Source organism: Azotobacter salinestris (assembly GCF_009363155.1).
Taxonomy (GTDB): Bacteria; Pseudomonadota; Gammaproteobacteria; order Pseudomonadales; family Pseudomonadaceae; genus Azotobacter; species Azotobacter salinestris.
Map to the genome: position 1 here is coordinate 4,094,669 of NZ_CP045302.1, position 21,737 is coordinate 4,116,405.

General features: G+C 67.4%; 19 protein-coding genes. 14 read left to right on the forward strand and 5 right to left on the reverse strand.

Annotated features, from left to right (window positions below):
• Positions 1-261 precede the first annotated feature (261 nt).
• The 12 genes from purU to pcaC all read left to right on the forward strand — a co-directional run bounded on the left by purU (position 262) and on the right by pcaC (position 11,865).
• Positions 262-1,113: a formyltetrahydrofolate deformylase gene (purU, locus tag GCU53_RS19170; RefSeq protein WP_152389021.1), complete on the forward strand. Its 852-nt coding sequence runs from the start codon at positions 262-264 to the stop codon at positions 1,111-1,113.
• 137 nt (positions 1,114-1,250) lie between these two features.
• Positions 1,251-2,183 carry a pca operon transcription factor PcaQ gene (gene pcaQ / locus GCU53_RS19175; protein ID WP_152389022.1) on the forward strand — a complete coding sequence of 311 codons (933 nt, stop codon included), beginning with the start codon at positions 1,251-1,253 and terminating at the stop codon, positions 2,181-2,183.
• Between the two features lie 125 nt (positions 2,184-2,308).
• A complete protein-coding gene (gene pcaH, locus GCU53_RS19180; protein ID WP_152389023.1) occupies positions 2,309-3,028 on the forward strand; it encodes a protocatechuate 3,4-dioxygenase subunit beta in 720 nt (239 codons plus the stop codon).
• A 13-nt stretch (positions 3,029-3,041) separates the two neighbouring features.
• Positions 3,042-3,647, forward strand: a complete 606-nt coding sequence (gene pcaG / locus GCU53_RS19185) for a protocatechuate 3,4-dioxygenase subunit alpha (protein ID WP_152389024.1) — start codon at positions 3,042-3,044, stop codon at positions 3,645-3,647.
• Positions 3,637-4,698: a cell division protein ZapE gene (zapE, locus tag GCU53_RS19190; protein WP_152389025.1), complete on the forward strand. Its 1,062-nt coding sequence runs from the start codon at positions 3,637-3,639 to the stop codon at positions 4,696-4,698. Before pcaG ends, zapE begins: the two co-directional genes overlap by 11 nt.
• Before the next feature lie 110 nt (positions 4,699-4,808).
• Positions 4,809-5,648, forward strand: a complete 840-nt coding sequence (locus GCU53_RS19195) for an IclR family transcriptional regulator (protein WP_152389026.1) — start codon at positions 4,809-4,811, stop codon at positions 5,646-5,648.
• Between the two features lie 201 nt (positions 5,649-5,849).
• Positions 5,850-6,704, forward strand: coding sequence for a CoA transferase subunit A (locus GCU53_RS19200; RefSeq protein WP_152389027.1), 855 nt, complete (start codon positions 5,850-5,852; stop codon positions 6,702-6,704).
• Complete coding sequence (locus GCU53_RS19205; RefSeq protein ID WP_152389028.1) at positions 6,701-7,483, forward strand: CoA-transferase subunit beta; 783 nt, start codon at positions 6,701-6,703, stop codon at positions 7,481-7,483. Before GCU53_RS19200 ends, GCU53_RS19205 begins: the two co-directional genes overlap by 4 nt.
• Positions 7,480-8,685, forward strand: coding sequence for a 3-oxoadipyl-CoA thiolase (gene pcaF / locus GCU53_RS19210; RefSeq protein ID WP_152389029.1), 1,206 nt, complete (start codon positions 7,480-7,482; stop codon positions 8,683-8,685). The genes GCU53_RS19205 and pcaF overlap by 4 nt, the downstream gene beginning before the upstream one ends.
• 208 nt (positions 8,686-8,893) lie before the next feature.
• Positions 8,894-10,246: a 3-carboxy-cis,cis-muconate cycloisomerase gene (locus GCU53_RS19215; protein WP_152389030.1), complete on the forward strand. Its 1,353-nt coding sequence runs from the start codon at positions 8,894-8,896 to the stop codon at positions 10,244-10,246.
• Between the two features lie 276 nt (positions 10,247-10,522).
• Positions 10,523-11,311, forward strand: a complete 789-nt coding sequence (pcaD, locus tag GCU53_RS19220) for a 3-oxoadipate enol-lactonase (RefSeq protein WP_152389031.1) — start codon at positions 10,523-10,525, stop codon at positions 11,309-11,311.
• Between the two features lie 161 nt (positions 11,312-11,472).
• Positions 11,473-11,865: a 4-carboxymuconolactone decarboxylase gene (pcaC, locus tag GCU53_RS19225; protein ID WP_089168853.1), complete on the forward strand. Its 393-nt coding sequence runs from the start codon at positions 11,473-11,475 to the stop codon at positions 11,863-11,865.
• A 78-nt stretch (positions 11,866-11,943) separates the two neighbouring features.
• Here the strand turns inward: pcaC and GCU53_RS19230 are convergent, their stop codons facing one another.
• The 4 genes from GCU53_RS19230 to GCU53_RS19245 form a co-directional block, all read right to left on the reverse strand.
• Positions 11,944-12,777 carry an aldo/keto reductase gene (locus GCU53_RS19230; protein ID WP_152389032.1) on the reverse strand — a complete coding sequence of 278 codons (834 nt, stop codon included), beginning with the start codon at positions 12,775-12,777 and terminating at the stop codon, positions 11,944-11,946.
• Between the two features lie 17 nt (positions 12,778-12,794).
• Positions 12,795-14,504, reverse strand: a complete 1,710-nt coding sequence (locus GCU53_RS19235) for an FAD-dependent oxidoreductase (protein WP_152389033.1) — start codon at positions 14,502-14,504, stop codon at positions 12,795-12,797.
• A gap of 213 nt (positions 14,505-14,717) precedes the next feature.
• Positions 14,718-15,983 (reverse strand): OprD family porin, encoded by a 1,266-nt coding sequence (locus tag GCU53_RS19240; protein WP_152389034.1) that lies wholly within the window; start codon positions 15,981-15,983, stop codon positions 14,718-14,720.
• Positions 15,984-16,432: 449 nt separating this feature from the next.
• Entirely contained in the window at positions 16,433-17,713 is a 1,281-nt protein-coding gene (locus tag GCU53_RS19245) for an OprD family porin (RefSeq protein WP_152389035.1), read from the reverse strand.
• A gap of 432 nt (positions 17,714-18,145) precedes the next feature.
• On the opposite strand from GCU53_RS19245, the gene quiC reads away from it, so the two are divergent.
• Together quiC and GCU53_RS19255 are read left to right on the forward strand one after the other, a co-directional pair.
• Positions 18,146-20,047, forward strand: coding sequence for a 3-dehydroshikimate dehydratase QuiC (gene quiC / locus GCU53_RS19250; protein WP_152389036.1), 1,902 nt, complete (start codon positions 18,146-18,148; stop codon positions 20,045-20,047).
• Between the two features lie 91 nt (positions 20,048-20,138).
• The gene (locus GCU53_RS19255; RefSeq protein ID WP_152389037.1) at positions 20,139-20,804 is read left to right on the forward strand and encodes a TetR/AcrR family transcriptional regulator; all 666 of its coding nucleotides are present in this window, start codon (positions 20,139-20,141) and stop codon (positions 20,802-20,804) included.
• A gap of 75 nt (positions 20,805-20,879) precedes the next feature.
• Here GCU53_RS19255 and GCU53_RS19260 read toward each other — a convergent pair whose 3' ends face one another.
• Positions 20,880-21,734, reverse strand: a complete 855-nt coding sequence (locus GCU53_RS19260; protein WP_152389038.1) for a shikimate dehydrogenase — start codon at positions 21,732-21,734, stop codon at positions 20,880-20,882.
• Positions 21,735-21,737 lie beyond the last annotated feature (3 nt).

A 21,737-nucleotide genomic window follows, 5' to 3' on the forward strand; every position in this document is an offset into this window, starting at 1 on the left:
AAACTCCAGTCCGCGTCCGCTGGACAGCTAATAAAAGGCGACTGGAGAAGAGTTCCGGTCTGGCCTGTTTGATGCGCTCCTTCAATCTGCAACAGCGTGGCGATATCCCTCATTTATCCGGTCGTGCAGTGCAATCCGGCTGCCGCACGAAGTGTTGCGGGTGCTTGTTGGAGGATCTCCCCATCTCGCGTGTGGGTTACTGAAGTTTTTCGGCGCTGTGGCTAGAATGGTGCTTTCGCGAGTTCTGGAGTTGTTCCCATCATGCGTACATTTCGGCTGGTGATCGCCTGTCCCGACCGGGTCGGCATCGTCGCCAAGGTCAGTAACTTCCTGGCCACCTACAACGGCTGGATCACCGAGGCGAGCCACCATTCGGATACCCAGAGCGGCTGGTTCTTCATGCGCCATGAAATTCGCGCGGACTCCCTGCCGTTCGACCTCGAAGAGTTCCGTCACGCCTTCGCGCCGATTGCCCGGGAGTTCTCCATGAAGTGGCGGGTCACCGACTCGAGCGAGCTCAAGCGCGTGGTGCTGATGGCCAGCCGCGAGTCGCACTGCCTGGCCGATCTGCTGCACCGCTGGCACAGCGGCGAGCTGGCCTGCGAGATTCCCTGCGTGATCTCCAACCATGACGAACTGCGCAGCATGGTCGAGTGGCATGGCATTCCTTATTACCATGTGCCGGTCGATCCGCAGAACAAGGAGCCGGCCTTCGCCGAGGTATCCCGGCTGGTCCGGGAGCGTGCCGCCGATACCGTGGTGCTGGCCCGCTACATGCAGATCTTGCCGCCGCAGCTGTGCCAGGAGTTCGCCATGCAGGTGATCAACATCCACCACAGCTTCCTGCCGTCCTTCGTCGGCGCCCGGCCCTATCATCAGGCCTCGTTGCGCGGCGTGAAGCTGATCGGCGCGACCTGCCACTACGTCACCGAGGAACTGGATGCCGGCCCGATCATCGAGCAGGACGTGGTGCGCATCACCCACCGCGACAGCGTCGAGGACATGGTGCGCCTCGGCAAGGATGTGGAGAAGATGGTGCTGTCCCGTGGGCTGCGCTATCACCTCGAGGACCGGGTGCTGGTGCACGACAACCGCACGGTGGTATTCGCCTGAGAAGGGGGGGGCCGGCAGGCTGACGGGCCGTTGCCGGTCGTTCGCCGGCCGGGCGCCTTGGCGGGGCTGGCAGTCTGGCGGAGAATGCCTCGTACAGCCGGCGGACGCCCTCCGCCGGGCCGGCTCCGGGGTTGCTCATGCTCGTCGACAACCGCATCAAGTTCCGCCATCTGGTCAGCTTTCTCGAGGTGGCTCGCCAGCGCAGCTTCGCCAAGGCGGCGGACGCCCTGGCGGTGTCCCAGCCGGCGATTTCCAAGACCCTCAAGGAGCTGGAGGAGATTCTCGACGCCCGGCTGTTCGAGCGCAGCAAGTCCGGGGTTTCCCTGACGCCGGCGGGCATCACCTTCCTGCGCTATGCCGGCCCCTGCGTGCAGGCCCTGCGCGATGGCGTCAACACCCTGCGTGGCGACGACCAGGCCGGCGGGGTGGTGCGCGTCGGGGTGCTCTCGACGGTGGAGAGCCAGGTGGTGCCGGAGGTGGTGCTGCGCCTGCACCGCAATCACCCGGCGCTGGTGGTCAGCATCGCCACCGGCCTCAGCGCCTACCTGCTCGCGCAGCTGCGGGTCGGCGAGCTGGATCTGGTGGTCGGGCGGATGACCGACAGCCCGGAGATCCGCGGGCTGACCTTCGAGCACCTTTATAGCGAGTCCATGGCGCTGGTGGTACGGCCCGGGCATCCGCTGCTCAAGGCCGACCTCTCCGACCTGGCGCCGCTCGGCGACTACCCGCTGGTCCTGCCGCTGGCCGGCACCACCATTCGCCAGTATGCCGAGAGCTTCTTCGTCCAGTGCGGAATTCCCCTGCCGGCGCAGCGCCTGGAAACCCTCTCGCCAGTGCTGAGCCGGCGCTATGTGCTGTCCAGCGACGGGCTCTGGCTGGCGCCGCTGGATGCGGTGCGCCTGGACCTGCAGGCCGGCGAACTGGTCGAGCTGTCGCTGGGGGTGCGCGAGGCGGGCGGCTCGATCGGCTTCTGCTGGAACTCGGCGCTGCCGCTGCCGCTGGCCGCGCAGTGGTTCTGCGACGAGCTGCGGCAGGTGGCCAAGGAGCTGAGCGGTGGCGCAGATACATAACCATAAGGTTATGTATGCGGATGTTCTTTTCAATTTTCATCGGGCCGGGCGGGTGTGACACTTCGTCTCGCGTAGCCGCCTTGCGGTTCTAGCGACTCCACAATCCCAAGAACAAGGAGCCTGAGATGTCCGAGCTCGATACCCGCCGTTTCGTCGCCCGTGACCGGAATTGGCAGCCGAAGGGTTATACCCCGGATTACAAGACCACCATCGCCCGTTCGCCGAGCCAGGCGCTGGTCAGCATCCCGCAGTCCCTCTCGGAAACCACCGGTCCGGACTTCAGCCATCTGAAGATGGGCAAGTACGACAACGACCTGCTGCTCAACTTCAACCACGGCGGCCTGCCGGTCGGCGAGCGCATCATCATGTGCGGCCGGGTGGTCGACCAGTACGGCAAGCCGGTCCCGCACACCCTGGTGGAAATGTGGCAGGCCAACGCCGGCGGCCGCTACCGCCACAAGAACGACAGCTACCTGGCGCCGCTGGATCCCAACTTCGGCGGGGTCGGCCGCACCCTGACCGACGCCGACGGCTACTACTTCTTCCGCACCATAAAGCCGGGTCCCTACCCGTGGCGCAACGGCCCCAACGAGTGGCGCCCGTCGCACATCCACGTATCGATCAGCGGCCCGTCGATCGCCACCAAGCTGATCACCCAGATGTACTTCGAGGGGGACCCGCTGATCCCCAAGTGCCCGATCGTCCGCACCATTGCCAACCCGGACGCGGTCGAGACCCTGATCGGTCGTCTGGACCTGAGCAGCAACGTGCCGATGGATTGCCTGGCGTACCGTTTCAATATCGTGCTGCGTGGCCAGCGTCAGACCCGTTTCGAGAATCAGTGAGAAGGAGCCGACCATGAACTACGAACTGCTGCCGGAAACCCCCTCGCAGACCGCCGGCCCCTACGTGCACATCGGCCTGGCCGGCGCCGCCGCCGGCAACCCGACCCGCGAGCAGGAAATCTGGAACGAGATGGCCAGGGATGACGCCCCGGGCGAACACATCATCCTGATCGGCAAGGTCATCGACGGCAACGGCCACCTGGTCCGCGACTCCTACCTGGAGCTCTGGCAGGCCAACCACGAGGGCGTCTACGACACCGTCTACGATCTGGAGAAGTCCTTCAACGGCTTCGGCCGCACCGCCACCACCTTCGACGCCGGCGAATGGACGGTGAAGACCGTCAAGCCGGGCATGGTGAAGAACGCCGCCGGCAAGCCGATGGCGCCGCACATCAACGTGTCGCTGTTCGCCCGCGGCATCAATATCCAGCTGCAGACCCGCATCTACTTCGAGGACGAAGCCGAGGCCAACGCCGCCGACCCGGTGCTGAACCTGATCGAGCAGCCGGAGCGTCGCAAGACCCTGATCGCCAGGCGTTGCGAGGTGGACAACAAGACCGCCTACCGCTTCGACATCCGCATCCAGGGCGAAGGGGAAACGGTGTTCTTTGACTTCTGAGGTCCTGCAACCGCTGGCGCCCGCCGAGGCGGTGCGCCGGCACTTCGCAGAGCGACTGGCGGCGTCGGGCTTTCAGGCCGACGCCGCGCAGTCGTCTGCGCTCGATGCGCTGGCCGACTGGCTGGATAGCCTGCTGAGCGGCAAGCGCGGCTGGCTGCGTCGGCCCGTCGGCGGCCTCTATCTGTGGGGCGGGGTGGGGCGCGGCAAGAGCCTCGTCATGGACTGCTTCTTCCAGGGGGTGCCGCTGGCGGCCAAGCGCCGGGTGCACTTCCATGCCTTCCTGCAGGAGCTGCAGGTGCGCCTGCTGGCCCATGCGGGACAGCCCGATCCGCTGGCGCGGGTCGCCGCGGAGCTGGCCGGCGAGGTGCGCCTGCTCTGCTTCGACGAATTCCACGTGCACGACATCGGCGACGCCATCCTCCTCGGGCGTCTGCTCGAGGCGCTGCTGCGGGCGCGGGTCGGGGTGGTGGTCACCTCCAACTATGCGCCGGCCTCGCTCTGCCCGAATCCGCTGCACCACGAGCGCTTCAAGCCGTTCATCCGCGTGCTCGAGCGGCACATGCGCATCGTCGAGCTGGACGGCGGGGTCGACTACCGCTCCTGCAGCGGCCGCGATTGGGGCCAGTATCACTGGCCGGAGTCGCCGCAAAGCCTGCAGGACTGGCGCCACGCGCTGGGCCTGGGCGTGCCGGCGGCGTCGCTCGCGGTCAACCGGCTGAACCTGCAGCCGCTCGGCCAGGACGCGCGCAGCCTCTGGCTGGACTTCGCCGCGCTGTTCCCGGTGCCGTCCTCGACCCGCGACTACCTCTGGCTCTGCGAGCGCTTCGAGCGCATCGCCATCAGCGGGCTGCCCTGTCTGGACCGGCACTCGCCGGACGTCCGGCAGCGCTTCCTGAACTTCGTCGACATCGCCTACGACGCCGGCGTCGAGCTGCTGCTGAGCAGCCGGACGAGCCTGGATGACCTCTGCCGCGAGCGGGCCCACGAGGACTTCGCGCGCACCCGCAGCCGTCTGGCCCAGCTACGGCCGCGACGGCTGGAGGAGTTCTGAAGCGGCGCCGGGCGGTCAATTGTGATCGCCCGGCCACTGGCCGATAATCGAGCACGCCGCCTTCGCCCCCTTTTGCCATCGTTCCGGGGCGAGCCAGTCAAGGAGACCCCATGAGTGAGTCGCGTCAGGCCGTGCCCACCCTCGCGCCGCCGCCCTACATTTCCCCTGCCAAGCGCATCGAGGCTCTGAGCGGCGACCCGAATTTCATGACCTCCCTGGCCCGCGGCCTGGCGGTGATCGGCGCCTTCCAGGAGCGCAAGCGCCACCTGACCATCGCCCAGATCAGCCACCGTACCGAGATCCCTCGGGCCGCCGTGCGTCGCTGCCTGCACACCCTGATGAAACTCGGCTTCGCCACCACCGACGGGCGCACCTACTCGCTGACGCCCAAGGTGCTGACCCTCGGTCACGCCTACCTGTCCTCCACGCCGCTGGCGGTGTCCGCGCAGCCCTATCTCGACCGCATCAGCGAGCAGCTGCACGAGGCCTGCAACCTGGCCACCCTGGAAGGCGAGGAGGTGCTCTACATCGCCCGCTCGGCGATTCCCCAGCGGCTGATTTCGGTCGACCTCAGCGTCGGCAGCCGGCTGCCGGCCTACTGCACCTCGATGGGCCGCGTGCTGCTCGCCGCACTGGACGACGTCAGCCTGCAGGAATACCTGGAGCACGCCGACCTGCTGCCCAAGACCAGCCGCACCCTGCACACCCGCGAGGCGCTCTGGGAATGCCTGCAGCAGGTGCGCCGGCAGGGCTGGTGCATCGTCGACCAGGAGCTGGAGCAGGGTCTGCGTTCGCTGACGGTGCCGATCCAGGATTCCTCGGGACGGGTGCTGGCGGCGATGAACGTCAGCACCCACGCCGGACGGGTGTCCATCGCCGAGCTGGAAAAGCACTACCTGCCGATCATGCTGGCGGCCAGTCGCGAACTGAGCGCCCAGCTGTTCGCCTGAGCGGAGCGCCCGGCCACGGGGCGTGCAATCCTGCGTCCCGGGTGCTGCCGGCGTCTTCCCGGCCGCTCGATAGTGTCCTCACAAGTCGTTCGATAAACGAACGGATTGGCGATTATCGGATTGTTCCGTTCCGCTCTTGTCCGTAATTTGGCTGCAAACCACATCCGGCGCAGCCGATCCTCCGACAAGAGCACGTACGAAATGGCCGAAATCCTCACCCTGCGTGAAGCGGTACAGCGCTTCGTCAACGATGGCGACACCGTCGCCCTCGAAGGCTTCACCCACCTGATTCCCACCGCCGCCGCCCATGAGCTGATCCGCCAGGGCAGGAAGGACCTGACCCTGGTGCGCATGACCCCCGACCTGGTCTACGACCTGCTGATCGGCGCCGGCTGCGCCAGGAAGCTGATCTTCTCCTGGGGCGGCAACCCCGGCGTGGGGTCCCTGCATCGCCTGCGCGACGCGGTGGAGAAGGGCTGGCCGCAGCCGCTGGAGATCGAGGAGCACAGCCACGCCGACCTGGCCAACGCCTACGTGGCCGGCGCCTCCGGCCTGCCGTTCGCGGTGCTGCGCGCCTACGCCGGCTCCGACCTGCCGAAGGTCAACCCGCTGATCAGGAGCGTCACCTGCCCGTTCACCGGCGAGGTGCTGGCCGCGGTGCCCTCGGTGCGCCCGGACGTCACCGTGATCCACGCGCAGAAGGCCGACCGCAAGGGCAACGTGCTGATCCAGGGCATCCTCGGCGTGCAGAAGGAGGCCGCGCTGGCCGCCAAACGCTGCATCGTCACCGTCGAGGAGATCGTCGACGACCTCAAGGCGCCGATGAACGCCTGCGTCCTGCCGACCTGGGCGCTGAGCGCGGTCTGCCTGGTGCCCGGCGGCGCCCATCCGTCCTACGCCCACGGCTACTACGAGCGCGACAACCGCTTCTACCAGGACTGGGACCCGATCGCCCGCAGCCGCGAGGGCTTCACCGCCTGGATCGACGCGTTCATCCGCGGCACCGCCGACTTTTCCGAGTACCAGGCCAAGCTGGCCGCCCAGGAGGCCAAATGATGACTTACTCCACCAATGAAATGATGACCGTCGCCGCCGCCCGCCGCCTGGGCAACGGCAGCGTCTGCTTCGTCGGCATCGGCCTGCCGTCCAAGGCCGCCAACCTGGCGCGCCTGACCCACGCCCCGGACGTGGTGTTGATCTACGAATCCGGCCCGATCGGCGCCAAGCCCTCGGTGCTGCCGCTGTCGATCGGCGACGGCGAGCTGGCCGAAACCGCCGACACCGTGGTGCCCACCGGCGAGATCTTCCGCTACTGGCTGCAGGGCGGGCGCATCGACGTCGGCTTCCTCGGCGCCGCCCAGGTCGACAAGTACGGCAACATCAACACCACGGTGATCGGCGACTACCACAAGCCCAAGGTGCGCCTGCCGGGCGCCGGCGGCGCGCCGGAGATCGCCGGCAGCGCGAAGAAGGTGCTGATCATCCTCAAGCAATCGCACCGCACCTTCGTCGACAAGCTGGCCTTCATCACCTCGGTCGGCTTTGGGGAGGGCGGCGATCACCGCAAGCAGCTCGGCCTGCCCGGTGCGGGACCGGTGGCGATCATCACCGACCTGTGCATCATGGAGCCGGAAGCCGGCACCCACGAGTTCATCGTCACTTCCCTGCACCCGGGCGTGACCCGCGAGCAGGTGGTCGAGAACACCGGCTGGGCGATCCGCTTCGCCGATAAGGTGGCGGTCACCGAGGCGCCGAACGCGACCGAACTGGCCGCCCTGCGCGAGCTGGAAGCCCGCACCGCCGCCACCCACGGGCAGGCCGGAGGTGAAGAATGAGCCGCGACGTCTTCATCTGCGATGCCGTGCGCACGCCCATCGGCCGCTTCGGCGGCGGCCTGGCCGGCGTGCGCGCCGACGACCTGGCCGCCGTCCCGCTGAAGGCGCTGCTGGCGCGCAACCCGCAACTCGATCCGGCCGCCGTCGACGAGGTGTTCCTGGGCTGCGCCAACCAGGCCGGCGAGGACAACCGCAACGTGGCGCGCATGGCGCTGCTGCTCGCCGGCCTGCCGGAGACGGTGCCGGGCGTGACCCTCAACCGCCTGTGCGCCTCGGGCATGGACGCGATCGGCACTGCCGCCCGCGCCATCGCCTGCGGCGAGATCGAGCTGGCCATCGCCGGCGGTGTGGAGTCCATGTCGCGCGCGCCCTTCGTGATGGGCAAGGCCGACGCCGCCTTCTCGCGCAACATGAAGATCGAGGACACCACCATCGGCTGGCGCTTCGTCAACCCGCTGATGAAGCAGCAGTACGGCGTGGACTCCATGCCGGAAACCGCCGACAACGTCGCCGACGACTACCGGATCGGCCGCGCCGACCAGGACGCCTTCGCCCTGCGCAGCCAGCAGCGCGCGGCGGCGGCCATGGAGTCCGGCTACTTCGCCGAGGAAATCGTCCCGGTGGTCATCAAGACCAGGAAGGGCGAGACGGTGATCGATGCGGACGAGCATCCGCGCCCGGACACCACCCTGGAGGCCCTGGCCAGGCTCAAGCCGGTCAACGGCGAGGGCAGGACGGTCACCGCCGGCAACGCCTCGGGGGTCAACGACGGCGCCGCGGCGCTGGTCCTGGCCTCCGCCGAGGCGGTGCGCAAATACGGCCTGAAGGCCCGCGCCCGGGTGCTCGGCATGGCCAGCGCCGGGGTCGCGCCGCGGATCATGGGCTACGGCCCGGTGCCGGCGGTGCGCAAGCTGCTGCAGCGCCTGGAGCTGAGCATCGACGCCTTCGACGTGATCGAGCTCAACGAGGCCTTCGCCGCACAGGGGCTGGCGGTGACCCGCGATCTCGACCTCGCCGACGACGATGCGCGGGTCAACCCCAACGGTGGCGCCATCGCCCTCGGCCATCCGCTGGGCATGAGCGGCGCGCGCCTGGTGCTGACCGCCCTGCACCAGCTGGAGAAATCCGGCGGCAAGAAGGGCCTGGCGACCATGTGCATCGGCGTCGGCCAGGGGCTGGCATTGGCCATCGAGCGCGTCTGAGCCGGTTTGGCCGGCTGGTGGCGGAAGCGCCGGTGCGGTTTTCCGCCTTGCGAAACGGCAACGGCGCAAGGGGTAGGGTGGACAACGCCGCAGGCTTGTCCACCATGGTGGATGGCTTCGGCCATCCACCCTACGGCTGGACCGCCCCCGTGCCGCGCTGCCAATCTGGGCCGTACCGCCATCGCTTTCTGTTTCAGGACGAATCGACGTGAGCAACCACCTCTTCGATGCCTACTTCACCAGCGCGCCGATGCGCGCGGTGTTTTCCGACCGCGGGCGGCTGCAGGGCATGCTCGACTTCGAGGCCGCGCTGGCGCGGGCCGAGGCGAGGGTCGGACTGATTCCCGAGGCCGCCATGGCGCCGATCGCCGACGCCTGCGTGGCCGAGCGCTTCGATGTCGCCGCCCTGGCCCAGGCCATCGCCAGCGCCGGCAACTCGGCGATCCCGCTGGTCAAGGCGCTCGGCCGGCAGATCGCCGCCGTGGATGCCGAAGCCGAGCGCTACGTGCATCTGGGTGCCACCAGCCAGGACGCCATGGACAGCGGCCTGGTGCTGCAGCTGCGCGACGCCGTCGCGCTGTTCGAAACCGAGCTGGCGCAGCTGGCCGAGGACCTCGCCGTGCAGGCCGAGCGCCACGCCGACACCCCGCTGGCCGGGCGCACCTGGCTGCAGCACGCGACCCCGGTGACCCTCGGCATGAAGCTCGCCGGCCTGCTCGGCGCGGTCACCCGTCAGCGCCAGCGGCTGGCCGAATTGAAGCCGCGCCTGCTGGTCCTGCAGTTCGGCGGTGCTGCCGGCACCCTGGCGGCGCTGGGCGAGCACGCCCTGCCGGTGGCCGAGGCGCTGGCCCGCGAACTGGACCTGAGCCTGCCCGAACAGCCCTGGCACACCCAGCGCGACCGTCTGGTCGAGTTCGCCGGCTGGCTCGGCCTCTTGGCCGGCACCCTCGGCAAGTTCGGCCGCGACCTGTCCCTGCTGATGCAGACCGACGTCGCCGAGCTGTTCGAGCCCTCGGCACCGGGCAAGGGCGGTTCCTCGACCATGCCGCACAAGCGCAACCCGGTCGGTGCCGCCGTGCTGATCGGCGCCGCCACCCGCGCGCCGGGGCTGGTCGCCACCATGCTGTCGGCCATGCCCCAGGAGCACGAGCGCAGCCTCGGCCTCTGGCATGCCGAGTGGGAAACCCTGCCCGAACTGTGCTGTCTGGTTTCCGGCGCCCTGCAGCAGGCGCGCCTGCTGCTGCCGGGACTGGAAGTGGACGCCGCGCGCATGCGCGAGAACCTCGACCTGACTCGCGGCCTGGTGCTCGCCGAGGCGGTGAGCATCGCCCTGGCCCAGCGGTTGGGCCGCGAGCGCGCCCATCATCTGGTCGAGCAGTGCTGCCGCCAGGCCGTCGCCGAGGGGCGCCACCTGCGCGCCGTGCTCGGCGCCAATGCCGAAGTGAGCGGCGAGCTGTCCGCCGCCGAGCTGGATCGCCTGCTCGATCCGTCCCATTACCTCGGCCTGGCGCAGCGCTGGGTCGCCCGTGCCGTGGCCGAACACCGCGCCACCCACCGCTAGGGTCTGTTGACGTTTTGGCGTAGGCCGCGACGGAGGCCCGTTTAGCGCAGAACAAGGAGCGAGGAGAGAGGTTTGGTCATTCCAAATGAACGACGAGAGACGCGGTGCTGCGCCAAACGGGCCCCGTCCCTGCGGGTTGCGCGGCAAATGCCGCCATGCAGCGTTGCGGGTCTTGGCAAGGGAACACCATTGCCGGCGACCCGCGCCTTGCCTGGCGGCATTTGGCGCGGCAACGCGGCTCACGCCAAAACGTCAACAGACCCTAAGGAGTCATAGATGCCGACCGTGCAACTCGCCGATGGCGCACTGAACTACCAGATCGACGGCCCCGCGGGCGCGCCGGTGCTGGTGCTGTCCAACTCGCTGGGCACCGACCTGCGCATGTGGGACACCCAGATCCCGGCCTTCGCCGGACACTTCCGCGTGCTGCGCTACGACACCCGCGGCCACGGCCACTCGGTGGTCAGCCCGGGACCGTACCGCATCGAGCAGCTCGGCCGCGACGTGCTGGCGCTGGCCGATGCCCTCGACATCCGCAAGTTTTCCTTCTGCGGCCTGTCCATGGGCGGGCTGATCGGCCAGTGGCTGGGCGTCAACGCCGGCGAGCGCCTGCACAAGCTGGTGCTGTGCAACACCGCGGCGAAGATCGGCAACGACGAGGTCTGGAACACCCGCATCGATACCGTGCAGAAGGGCGGCCAGCAGGCCATGCGCGACCTGCGCGACGCCTCGATCGCCCGCTGGTTCACCCCGGAATTCTCCGCCGCCCAGCCGGGCAAGGTCGAGCCGGTCGTCGGCATGCTGGCGCAGACTTCGCCCGAGGGCTATGCCGCCAACTGCGCGGCGGTGCGCGATGCCGACTTCCGCGAGCGGCTCGGCGCCGTCGCCGTGCCGACCCTGATCGTCTGCGGCACCCAGGACGCGGTGACCACCCCGGAGCATGGCCGCTTCATGCAGGAGTGCATCCAGGGCGCCGAGCTGGTCGAGCTCCATGCCGCGCACCTGTCCAACGTCGAGGCTGGCGAGGCCTTCACCCGGGCGGTGCTGGATTTCCTGCGCAAGTAAGTACAGGCGTAGGGTGGACAACGCGCGAAGCGCTTGTCCACCACGGGCCACGGTGGGCAAGGCTTGCGCCGTTGCCCACCCTACGAAAATGCCAAGCCCGCCATGATTATTATCAGGCCAGCCGCCCAGGCGAGCTGGCCGAACCTCTCACGGAGCCAGCAATGGACGAGAAAGAACGCTACGACGCCGGCATGCAGGTGCGCCGCGCGGTGCTCGGCGACGCCCACGTCGACCGCAGCCTGAAGAACCTGACGCCGTTCAACGAAGAGTTCCAGGAGATGATCACCCGGCATGCCTGGGGCGACATCTGGACCCGTCCGGGCCTGCCGCGCCACACCCGCAGCCTGATCACCATCGCCATGCTGATCGGCATGAACCGCGAGGGCGAGCTGAAGCTGCACCTGCGCGCGGCGAAGAACAACGGCGTGACCCGCGACGAGATCAAGGAAGTGCTGATGCAGAGCGCCATCTACTGCGGAATTCCGGCGGCCAACGCCACCTTCCACCTGGCCGAGGAGGTCTGGGACGAGCTGGGCGTGGAGTCGCTGGGCTGAAACCCCTGAACCGGCCGATCCGCCTTCTGCTGGTGGGCGAAGGCGCCGAGGTGGTCTGCCTCGCCGCCGTACCACGCTCTATTCGTCGCAGGTATCCCACTCGGGGGCGAAGTCGGGACTGACCAGACGCTGGTTCTTCGGCAGGGCATCGATCAGGGCGCGGTCCGCATCGTCCAGCGTCACCTCGAGCGCGCCGAGGTTGATGCGCTGGTTGGCGATGCTGCTCGCCTTGGGAATGGCCGCGACCGCGGGCTGGTCGAGCAGCCATTTCAGGGCGATTTGCGCAGGCTGGGCCCGGTGCCTGGCGGCGATATCGCGGATTTCCGCCACGTCCGCAATGCGGTTGCGGGCCAGCGGGCTGTAGGCGATCAGCGCCATGCCGTGCCGGCGGGCGTAGTCGAGCAGCTGCCGCTGGCCGAGCAGGACGTGGTATTCCACCTGGATGGCGGAGAGCGGCGCGCCCAGCTCCTCGACCGTCCGGCGCAGCAGCGCCAGCGGGAAGTTGGCCACGCCGATGTGCCGGGCCTTGCCTTCCTCGCGCAGGGCGACCAGGGTTTCGATGCTGCGCGGCAGGTCCCAGTCCCTGCCCGGCCAGTGGATCATGAACAGGTCGACGCGATCGGTGCGCAGGGCGTCCAGGCTGCGCTCCAGCGAGGCGCGCATGGCCGCCGGCTGCAACTGGTCCCACCAGACCTTGGTAGTCAGGTGCACGTCTTCGCGGGACACCGGCGACTGTTCCAGCGCCCGGCCCACGGCCGCCTCGTTCTCGTAGGCGGCCGCCGTGTCGATATGCCGGTAGCCCAGCTCCAGGGCGCTCTGCACGGCGCGGGCGCATTCCTCGCCGAGCATCGGCCAGGTGCCGAGGCCCAGTCTGGGCAGGACCAGCCGGTCGTGGGTGACGATGTTCTGCATGGGTTCTTCTCCTGGCGTCATTCCGCAGTGACGGCGCCCGCGACATGGCGCGCGGCGATATAGCCGAAGGTCATCGCCGGGCCGAGGTTGATGCCGCCCGAGGGGTAGTGGCCGCCCATGATGCTGGCCATGTCGGTGCCCGCCGCGTACAGCCCGTCGATGGGCGCGCCGTCGCCGTCCAGCACCTGGGCATGGGCATTGGTTTTGAGCCCGGCGAAGGTGCCGAAGCAGCCCGGCTCGACCTTGACGGCGTAGAAGGGGCCGCTGGCGATCGGCGCGAGGCAGGGGTTCGGGCCGGTATGCAGGGGATCGCCCTGCTTGCGGTTGTAGGGGGTCGAGCCCTTGCCGAAGGCCGGGTCCTTGCCCTGGTAGGCCTGCAGGTTGTACTCCTCGACGGTCGCGGCCAGTCCGGCCGGGTCGATGCCGCAGGCTTCGGCCAGTTTCTCGAGGGTCTTGCCGCGTTTCAGATAGCCCGAGCGCAGCGCGCCGGCCAGCGGTACCGGGAACGGGCGGGCGAAACCGAGCCCGTAGCGGCGCAGGAAGCGATGGTCGCAGATCAGCCAGGAGGCCACCGGCTGGCCTTCCGGCGCGCTGGCCAGCATGGCCGCGACATAGTCGTAGTAGCCGTTGGCTTCGTTGACGAAGCGCTTGCCATTGGACAGCACGCCGATCACGCCGGGCTTGGCGCGGTCGATGATGTGCGGAAAGTGGCCGAAGCTGCCGTCCCAGTGCGGCACGCGGGACACCGGCGCCCAGGCCACCGGCGAGGCGAGGTCGGTGACCAGCCGGCCGCCGGCGGCTTCGCCCAGGCGGATGCCGTCGCCTTCGCAGGCGGCCGGCGGCAGCGCCAGATGCTCGCGGCCAGTGGGCGTGCGCGGGAACAGCGCCCTGCGCCGGGCGACGTCGTTGGGGAAGCCGCCGGCGGCGAGCACCACGGCCCTGGCGTGGATGGCGACATCGCCGCGGGTGGTGGCCACCACGGCGCCCCGGACTTGGCCGTCCTTCTGGATCAGCTGTCTGGCCGGCGCCGACTCCCAGAGTTGCACGCCCAGGTTTTCGGCGGACTTGGCCAGGCGGGCGACCAGCGCCACGCCGTTGACCAGTTGCATGGCCCGGCCATGGAAGGCGAGGTCCCACAGGTGCTGGAGGAAGCGCCTGCCGACGTGGAGGGTGGAGCGCAGCGAACGGGTCACGCTCAGGAACGCCGCCAGATCCGGGCCGGCCATGATCGGCATGCCCATGAAGGAGGTCTCGCGCATGGTCCTGCGCAGGCGGCGCAGCAGCGGGCCGACCTTGCGCCCGTTGTAGGGCGCGGCGATCACCTGGTGGCCGCCGGTGGCGGCGCCCGGGGTGTCGCCGTGGATGTCGGGGATGCCGTTGCCGTCGACGAACTGCAGCGCGGTGTGCTTCTCGAAGAAGGCGACCATGTTCGGGCCGTTGTCGAGGAAGGCGTCGACCAGCGCCGCGTCGTAGCGCTCGCCCAGTTCGTGCCTGAGATAGATGCGCAGCTGCTCGGGGTCCTCGTGGATACCGGCGCGCCTGGCCAGCGGGTTGCCGGGCACCCATATCCAGCCGCCGGACCAGGCGGTGGCGCCACCGAAAACCGGCTCCTTTTCCACCACGATGACTTTCAGGCCATGCCAGGCGGCGGTGACCGCGGCCGACAGGCCGGCGGCGCCGGAGCCTATGACAAGCAGATCGCATTCGACAGACGGGGACGTGGGCATTCGGGACTTCTCCTGGGGGCCTGGCGCCGTGGGGGACCAGCCCGGTCGTGCATTTTTATGATTGTGGAACGTGGTTCCAATAGTAATGCGGGGCGGCACTCACGCCAAGCCCGGATGCTGGCGGCAGCGATGTTCGACGGGGGCGAGCCAGCGGCATGGCCGCCGCTCGGCGGGAGTGCGGCCCGCCTGTCCGGCGGGCTGGGGGAGGGGGCTTCAGAACAGCGAGATCGGATAATTGACGATGATGCGGTTTTCGTTCCAGCTGGTGTTGGTGCCCCAGTTGGCGCGCTTGGTGGAGTTGCGCAGCTTGACGGAGAGGTTTTTCAGCGAGCCGCTCTGGAACACGTAGGCCAGTTCGTTCTCGCGGCTCCAGGTCTCGCCGTTGGTCACGCCATTCCTATGCACGTTCCTGCCGTCGATGTAGCGGCTCATGAAGGTCATGCCGGGAATGCCGAGGCTGGCGAAGTCGTAGTCGTGGCGGATCTGCCAGGATATTTCCTTGGGGTTGTTGTAGGGGCCGGCATAGACGTCGTTGGGCAGGGGATCGGCACTGGTGCCGTTGACCTGCAGCCAGCGGTCCTTGCCGGTGAGTTTCTGGTAGGCGAAGGTGAAGGTGTTGCTGCCGGTCTTGAGGGCGAAGCGGCCGAAGAAGGTCTTGTTGTCCAGGTCGCCGGCGAGGGCCTGGCCATCCTCCTCGCCGTCGAAGAGCCCCAGCTTGGCGTTGAGCGATGTCTTGTCGCCCAGCGGCTGGGTATGGCGGATCTCGAAGTAGCGCTGTTTGTAGAGGTCCTCCAGTTGCGCGAACCAGGCGCTGAGCATGGTCCTGCCGTCGTTGAAGGTGTATTCGACGCCGCCGAAGTTGAAGCGGTCGGAGCTGCCGCCGCTGATGCCGTCGATGGTCATGTCCTGCATGCTGGCATCGTTGCGCGGACTGGTCTCGCGCATTTGTCCGGCATAGAGCGTCACGTTCTTGATTTCCCTGGAGGTGAGCATGCCGCCCTGGAAGGTCTGCGTCAGGCCGCGTCCGTCGTCCGAGCTCAGGATCGGCAGCACCGGATTCCATTCGCCGACCTTGATTTCGGTATCGGAATAACGTGCCTTGAAGGCGACGCCGAAGCGGCCGAAATCGTCGGCCGGCTTGTTGCCATCGTGTGTGGGCAGCAGCTGGGTACCGTATGTGCCCCTGCCGCCATCGAGCTTGACCGACCAGAGCCCGAGCAGATCGATGCCGAAGCCGACCGGGCCCTCGGTGAAGCCCGATTGCACGTTCAAGATGAAGCTCTGCGTCCACTCCTCGGCCTTGCCCCGAGTGGCCCCGTGGTCGTAATCGCGGTTCAGATAGTAGTTGCGCAGGTTCAGGGTGCCCTTGGCGTCCTCGAAGAAGGCGGCCTGGAGCGGGCCGGACGAAAGGGATGCGGCTATCGCGAAGGGGAGCGCGACTCGGCAAGGCTTCACCAGCCGAACAGGGGGAACTCTCATTATTTTTATCCTGAAAAGGTGACTTCCGGGCATGCAGGCGCCCGTCCGCCATGGCGGACGTCTACATATTCGGGGGCTTCGGCGCGATGGCTACTGCCGGGGCGGGCTGGGTCTGGGCATGGGGGCGGGAACCTCGAAAGTCTTGTTGTTGTTATCGAAAGAGCCCCGTTCATACACTGGGGGCTGCTTGGGCTATCGGCATTCAGGGTGGTCCTGATGGCGATGTGTCGATGCTAGTAACAAAAGCTTTCAGCAGCCTTTCATGAGACTTTCAGGGCGTGTCCGCCGATTGGCGGCATGGGTTCGTGCGCGTTGTCCGCTCGTTGGAGGGGGAGGGTTTTCCCGGTAGCGGTGTGCCGAATCTGCCGCCTCCCCTGGGATTTCGCGAAGAAGCAAAAAAGACCCGCCATGGAGGCGGGTCAAACTCTCGCAGAAGCAAAGAGTGACGGTCAGAACAGTGACAGCGGGTACTGGACGATCAGGCGCTGCTCGTTGAACTGGTTGTTGCTGCCGTAATCGCGACGCATGGTGGTGTTGCGCCAGCGCAGGGTCAGGTTCTTCGCCGCGCCGCTTTGCACGACGTAGGCCAGTTCGCTCTCGCGGCCCCATTCCTCGCCGTCGTCGACGGTGCCGACATGCACGTTGTGGCCCTTGATGTAGCGGGTCATGAAGGTCAGCCCCGGCACGCCCAGCGCGGCGAAGTTGTAGTCGTAGCGCAGCTGCCAGGAGCGTTCGCGGGCGTTGTCGTAGCTGGAGTTGTAGCTGTCGTTGGCCAGGGTGCCGCCGCTGGTGCCGTTGACCCGCAGCCACTTGCTGTCGCCGCTGACCCGCTGCAGGCCCAGGTAGAAGGTGTGCGCGTTGTGCTTGAGGGAGAACAGCCCGGACAGCACCTTGTTGTCCAGATGGCCTTCCAGCGCCTCGCCGTCCTCCTCGCCGTCGAAGTAGCCGATGTTGGCGCCGAGGGTCCATTCCTTGCCGAGCGGCTGGGTGTGCAGCAGCTGGACGTAGCGCTGCTTGTAGATGTCCTTCAGGCGCGCGTACCAGAGGCCGACGGTGGTGCGCTTGTCGTTGAAGGCGTATTCGGCGCCGGCGAAGTCGAAGTCGTCGGAGGTGCGGTCGCTGGTGTAGGGGCTGGTGCCGAACAGCGTCATGTCCTCCATGCTGCCGTCGTCGCGCGGGCTGTTGCCGGTGATGTGGCCGGCATGGAGGGTCAGGTTCCTGATCTCCTTCGAGGTGAGCATGGAACCCTGGAAGGTCTGCGGCAGCGAGCGGCCGTCGTCGGAACGCAGGATCGGCAGCACCAGGTACCACTCGCCGACGTGCAGCTCGGTCTCGGAATATTTCATCTTGCCGGAGACTGCGATGCGTCCGAACTTGTCGGCCGGATCGCCGTCGCGGCCGAGGGGCAGCAGCTGGGTGCCGCCGGTGCCCTTGCCGCCGTCGAGCTTGACCGAGTACAGGCCGAGCACGTCGACGCCGAAGCCGACCGGCCCTTGGGTGTAGCCGGACTTGAAGTCGAGGATGAAGTTCTGGGTCCATTCCTCGGCCTTGCTGCGGGTGGCGTTGTCGTGCTTGAAGTCGCGGTTGATGAAGAAGTTGCGCAGGGTCAGGATGCCCGTGGCGTCTTCGACGAAGCCGGCGGCGTTCGCGGCGAGGGGCAGGCACAGGGCTGTGCCGAGAGTCAGGCTTGCGCTGCCGCGCACCATCGACAGCAGGTTGCGTGAAGGCATTGGGATTCTCCGTGGTTCTTGTAAGGCATGACCCTCTCCTCCGGACGGACACGGAATGGTGGGGGAGTGGGGTGCTGGAGGGGCAACTGCGATCAGCGCGGGTGTGCCGGCAAACGGACGCAACGGAGAGGCGTTAAGGCGGAAATGCACGACATCGAAAGAATTCCTTTTGAAATTATTGTTGGAATCGGATGGCAATGGAGAAGCTCCCCAAGTCGGGCTCATGGTTGCTGTCCGTCGCTATGGGGGTCAATCGGGGAGCAGCGCTTTGGTTCGGTAATCGAACGAATAATTAACCATTTAGTACATTCGTGTTGCCCGTCTCGAAGTCCCGTCCAATAATTGATGCGGTTTTCCCCTTCGCCAGTCCGACCTGCCCGCCCCATGGCTCCGGCAGCCGCTGGCGGCCGACTGCTCCAATGCGGAGGACTCATGCACCGTTCCATAGCCACCGTCTCGCTCAGCGGAACCCTGCCGGAAAAGCTCGAGGCGATCGCCGCCGCCGGCTTCGACGGCGTGGAGATCTTCGAGAACGACCTGCTCTACTACGGCGCCAGTCCGCGCGAAGTGCGCAAGCTGGCCGCCGACCTGGGCCTGGCCATCACCCTGTTCCAGCCGTTTCGCGACTTCGAGGGCTGCCGCCGCGACCGCCTGCAGCGCAATCTCGACCGCGCCGAGCGCAAGTTCGACCTGATGCAGGAGCTGGGCACCGACCTGGTGCTGGTGTGCAGCAACGTCGCCGGCGATTCCCTGGGCGACCGGCAGATCCTCGCCGACGACCTGCGCCTGCTCGCCGAGCGCGCCGGCGCGCGCGACCTGCGCATCGGCTACGAGGCGCTGGCCTGGGGTCGCCACGTCAATACCTGGCAGCAGGTCTGGGATATCGTCCGGGAAGCCGACCACCCCAGCCTGGGCATGATCCTCGACAGCTTCCACACCCTGTCGCTGAAGGGCGATCCGAGCGCCATCGCCGAGGTGCCCAGGGAGAAGATCTTCTTCGTGCAGATGGCCGACGCGCCGATCCTGGCCATGGACGTGCTGGAGTGGAGCCGGCATTTCCGCTGCTTCCCGGGCCAGGGCGAGTTCGACCTGCCGGGCTTTCTCGCGCCGATCCTCGCAAGCGGCTACCGCGGGCCGCTGTCGCTGGAAATCTTCAACGACGGCTTCCGCGCCGCGCCGACCCGCAGCAACGCGGTGGACGGCTACCGCTCGCTGCTCTATCTGGAGGAGAAGACCCGTCTGCTGCTGAAGCAGCAGGGATATCCGCTGGAGCCTGGAGTGCTGTTCGCGCCGCCGCCGGCCAGTCGCTACGAGGGCATCGAGTTTCTCGAATTCGCCGTCGACGATACCCATGCCGCTCGGCTGAGCCAGTGGCTGACCCAGCTGGGCTTCGCCGAGGCCGGCCGCCATCGCTCGAAGAACGTCAGTCTGCTGCGCCAGGGCGACATCAACCTGGTGCTCAATGCCGAGCCCTATTCCTTCGCCCACAGCTATTTCGAAGCCCACGGCCCGTCGCTGTGCGCCACTGCGCTGCGGCTGCGCGACAGCCATCAGGTGCTGGAGCGTGCCTGCGGCTTCGGCGGTCAGCCCTATCGCGGTCTGGTCGGCCCCAACGAGCGCGAGGTTCCCGCGGTGCGCGCACCGGACAGCAGCCTGATCTATCTGGTCGATCGCGATGCCGAGGGCCACAGCATCTACGAGACCGATTTCGAGCTGAAGAAAGGCCCTGCCGACAGCGGCGTGCTGCAGCGCATCGACCACGTGGCCATGGCCCTGCCGGCCGAAGCCATGGATTCCTGGGTGCTGTTCTACAAGAGCCTGTTCGACTTCGCGGCCGACGACGAGGTGGTGCTGCCCGACCCCTACGGGCTGGTCAAGAGCCGCGCGGTGCGCAGCCGCTGCGACTCGGTGCGCCTGCCGCTGAATATCTCGGAGAACCGCAACACGGCGATCTCCCGCTCGCTCTCCACCTATCGCGGCTCCGGGGTGCACCACATCGCCTTCGTCTGCAACGACATCTTCGCCGCCGTCGAGCAGGCCAAGGAGGCCGGCGTGCCCCTGCTGGAAATCCCGCTGAACTATTACGACGATTTGGCCGCACGCTTCGACTTCGACGATGACTTCCTTAGCAAGCTTGCCTATTTCAACATCCTCTACGACCGCGATGCCCAGGGCGGCGAACTGTTCCATGTCTATACGGAGCCGTTCGCCGAGCGCTTCTTCTTCGAGATCCTGCAGCGCAAGGATTACGCGGGCTACGGGGCGGCCAACGTCGCCGTGCGCCTGGCGGCCATGGCCCAGGCGCGCAGCGGACACGGCAAGCCTAGGCTGTGAGGCGGCGAAGCCACGGCAACTTCTGCCGTGGCTTTCCTCCCGTCGTGCGGCCATGAATAATGGCAGTTCCACTCCTTCAAGATGCGTTCCCATGCCCGACGCCAAGCCTGCCGCCGACTCCGCTGCGCGCCTGCGCCAGCCACGCAAGAACAATCCGGAAAAGACCCGGCAGGACATCCTTCTCGCGGCGATCCACGAGTTTGCCGAGCAGGGCCTGAGCGGTGCACGGGTAGATGCCATCGCCGAGCGCACCAGCACCTCCAAGCGGATGATCTACTACTACTTCGGCAGCAAGGAGCAGCTCTACCTGGCCGTGCTGGAGAAGCTCTACGGCGACATCCGCGCCACCGAGGCCACCCTCCGGCTCGACGAACTGGAGCCGGAGGCGGCCATTCGCCGGCTGGTCGAATTCACCTTCGACCACCATGACGCCAATGTCGATTTCATCCGGGTGGCGAGCATCGAGAACATTCATCACAGCGAACATATCGCCCAGTCCTCGTTGATCCGCTCGCTGAGCAAGTCGATCGTCAGCCAGATTGCCGCGATCCTCGCCCGTGGTGTCACGGCCGGGGTGTTCCGCGCCGGCATCGACCCGCTCGATCTGCACCTGCTGATCAGCTCGTTCTGCTTTTTCCGCGTCTCCAACCGCTATACCTTCTCGACCATCCACCAGCTCGATCTCGGCGAGCCGGAGGCCAAGGCACGGCACCGGGAGATGATCTGCGAGGCGGTGATCCGGTACGTCAGGGCGTGAGAGGGGAGCTCTCGGGGGCTCGAGAAGCTGTTGTGCCTGGCCACTGCCGGAGCAGTGGCCCACGTCTGCCGAGGATCAGCCAAGGCTGGCAAAGTGCGCCATCATCCGCCCGGCATCGGCCTGGGTGCCGCTGAACAGCTCGAACGCCTTGACCGCCTGGAACACCGCCATGTTGCTGCCGTCGAGGGTCAGGCAGCCGAGGGCGCGGGCAGTGCGTAGCAGCTCGGTTTCCAACGGGAAGTAGATGATCTCCGCCACCCACAGGTCGGCATGCAGCAGCTCGGCCGGCAGCGGCATGCCTGGCAGCTTGGCCATCCCCACCGGCGTGGTGTTGACCAGCCCCTGGGCCTCGGCCATGGCGGCCGGCAGATCGCTGCCGACGCGTGCCCGGCCGGCGCCGAAGCTGGCGTTGAGATTGGCGACCAGGTCGGCGACGCGACTCGGCTCCACATCGAAGATGGTCAATTGGCGCACCCCTGCCTGCAACAGGGCGTGAGCCACCGCCGCTCCGGCACCGCCGGCGCCCATCTGCACCACGCGCTCGCGTACCACGCCCGGCAGGCCGCGGCGAAAGCCCTCGGCGAAACCCAGGCAGTCGGTGTTGTGACCGATGCGCTTGCCGTCCTTGAATACCACGGTGTTGACCGCGCCGATACCGCGGGCCTCCGCCGACAGCTCGTCGAGCAGCGGGATGACTGCCTGCTTGCAGGGAAAGGTGATGTTCAGGCCGGTGAAGCCCATGCGCTCGGCGGCACTCAGCAGTTCGGGCAGGGCCTCGCTGGTCAGGCCGAGCGTGTCCAGATCGATCAGCTGGTACAGGTAGCGGATGTCCTGGGCGTCGCCCTCGTGCTCGTGCATGGCCGGGGTGCGCGAAGCCTGGATACCGGCGCCGATCAGGCCGGCAAGGATGCTGTTCGGTTTGACGGTCATGGA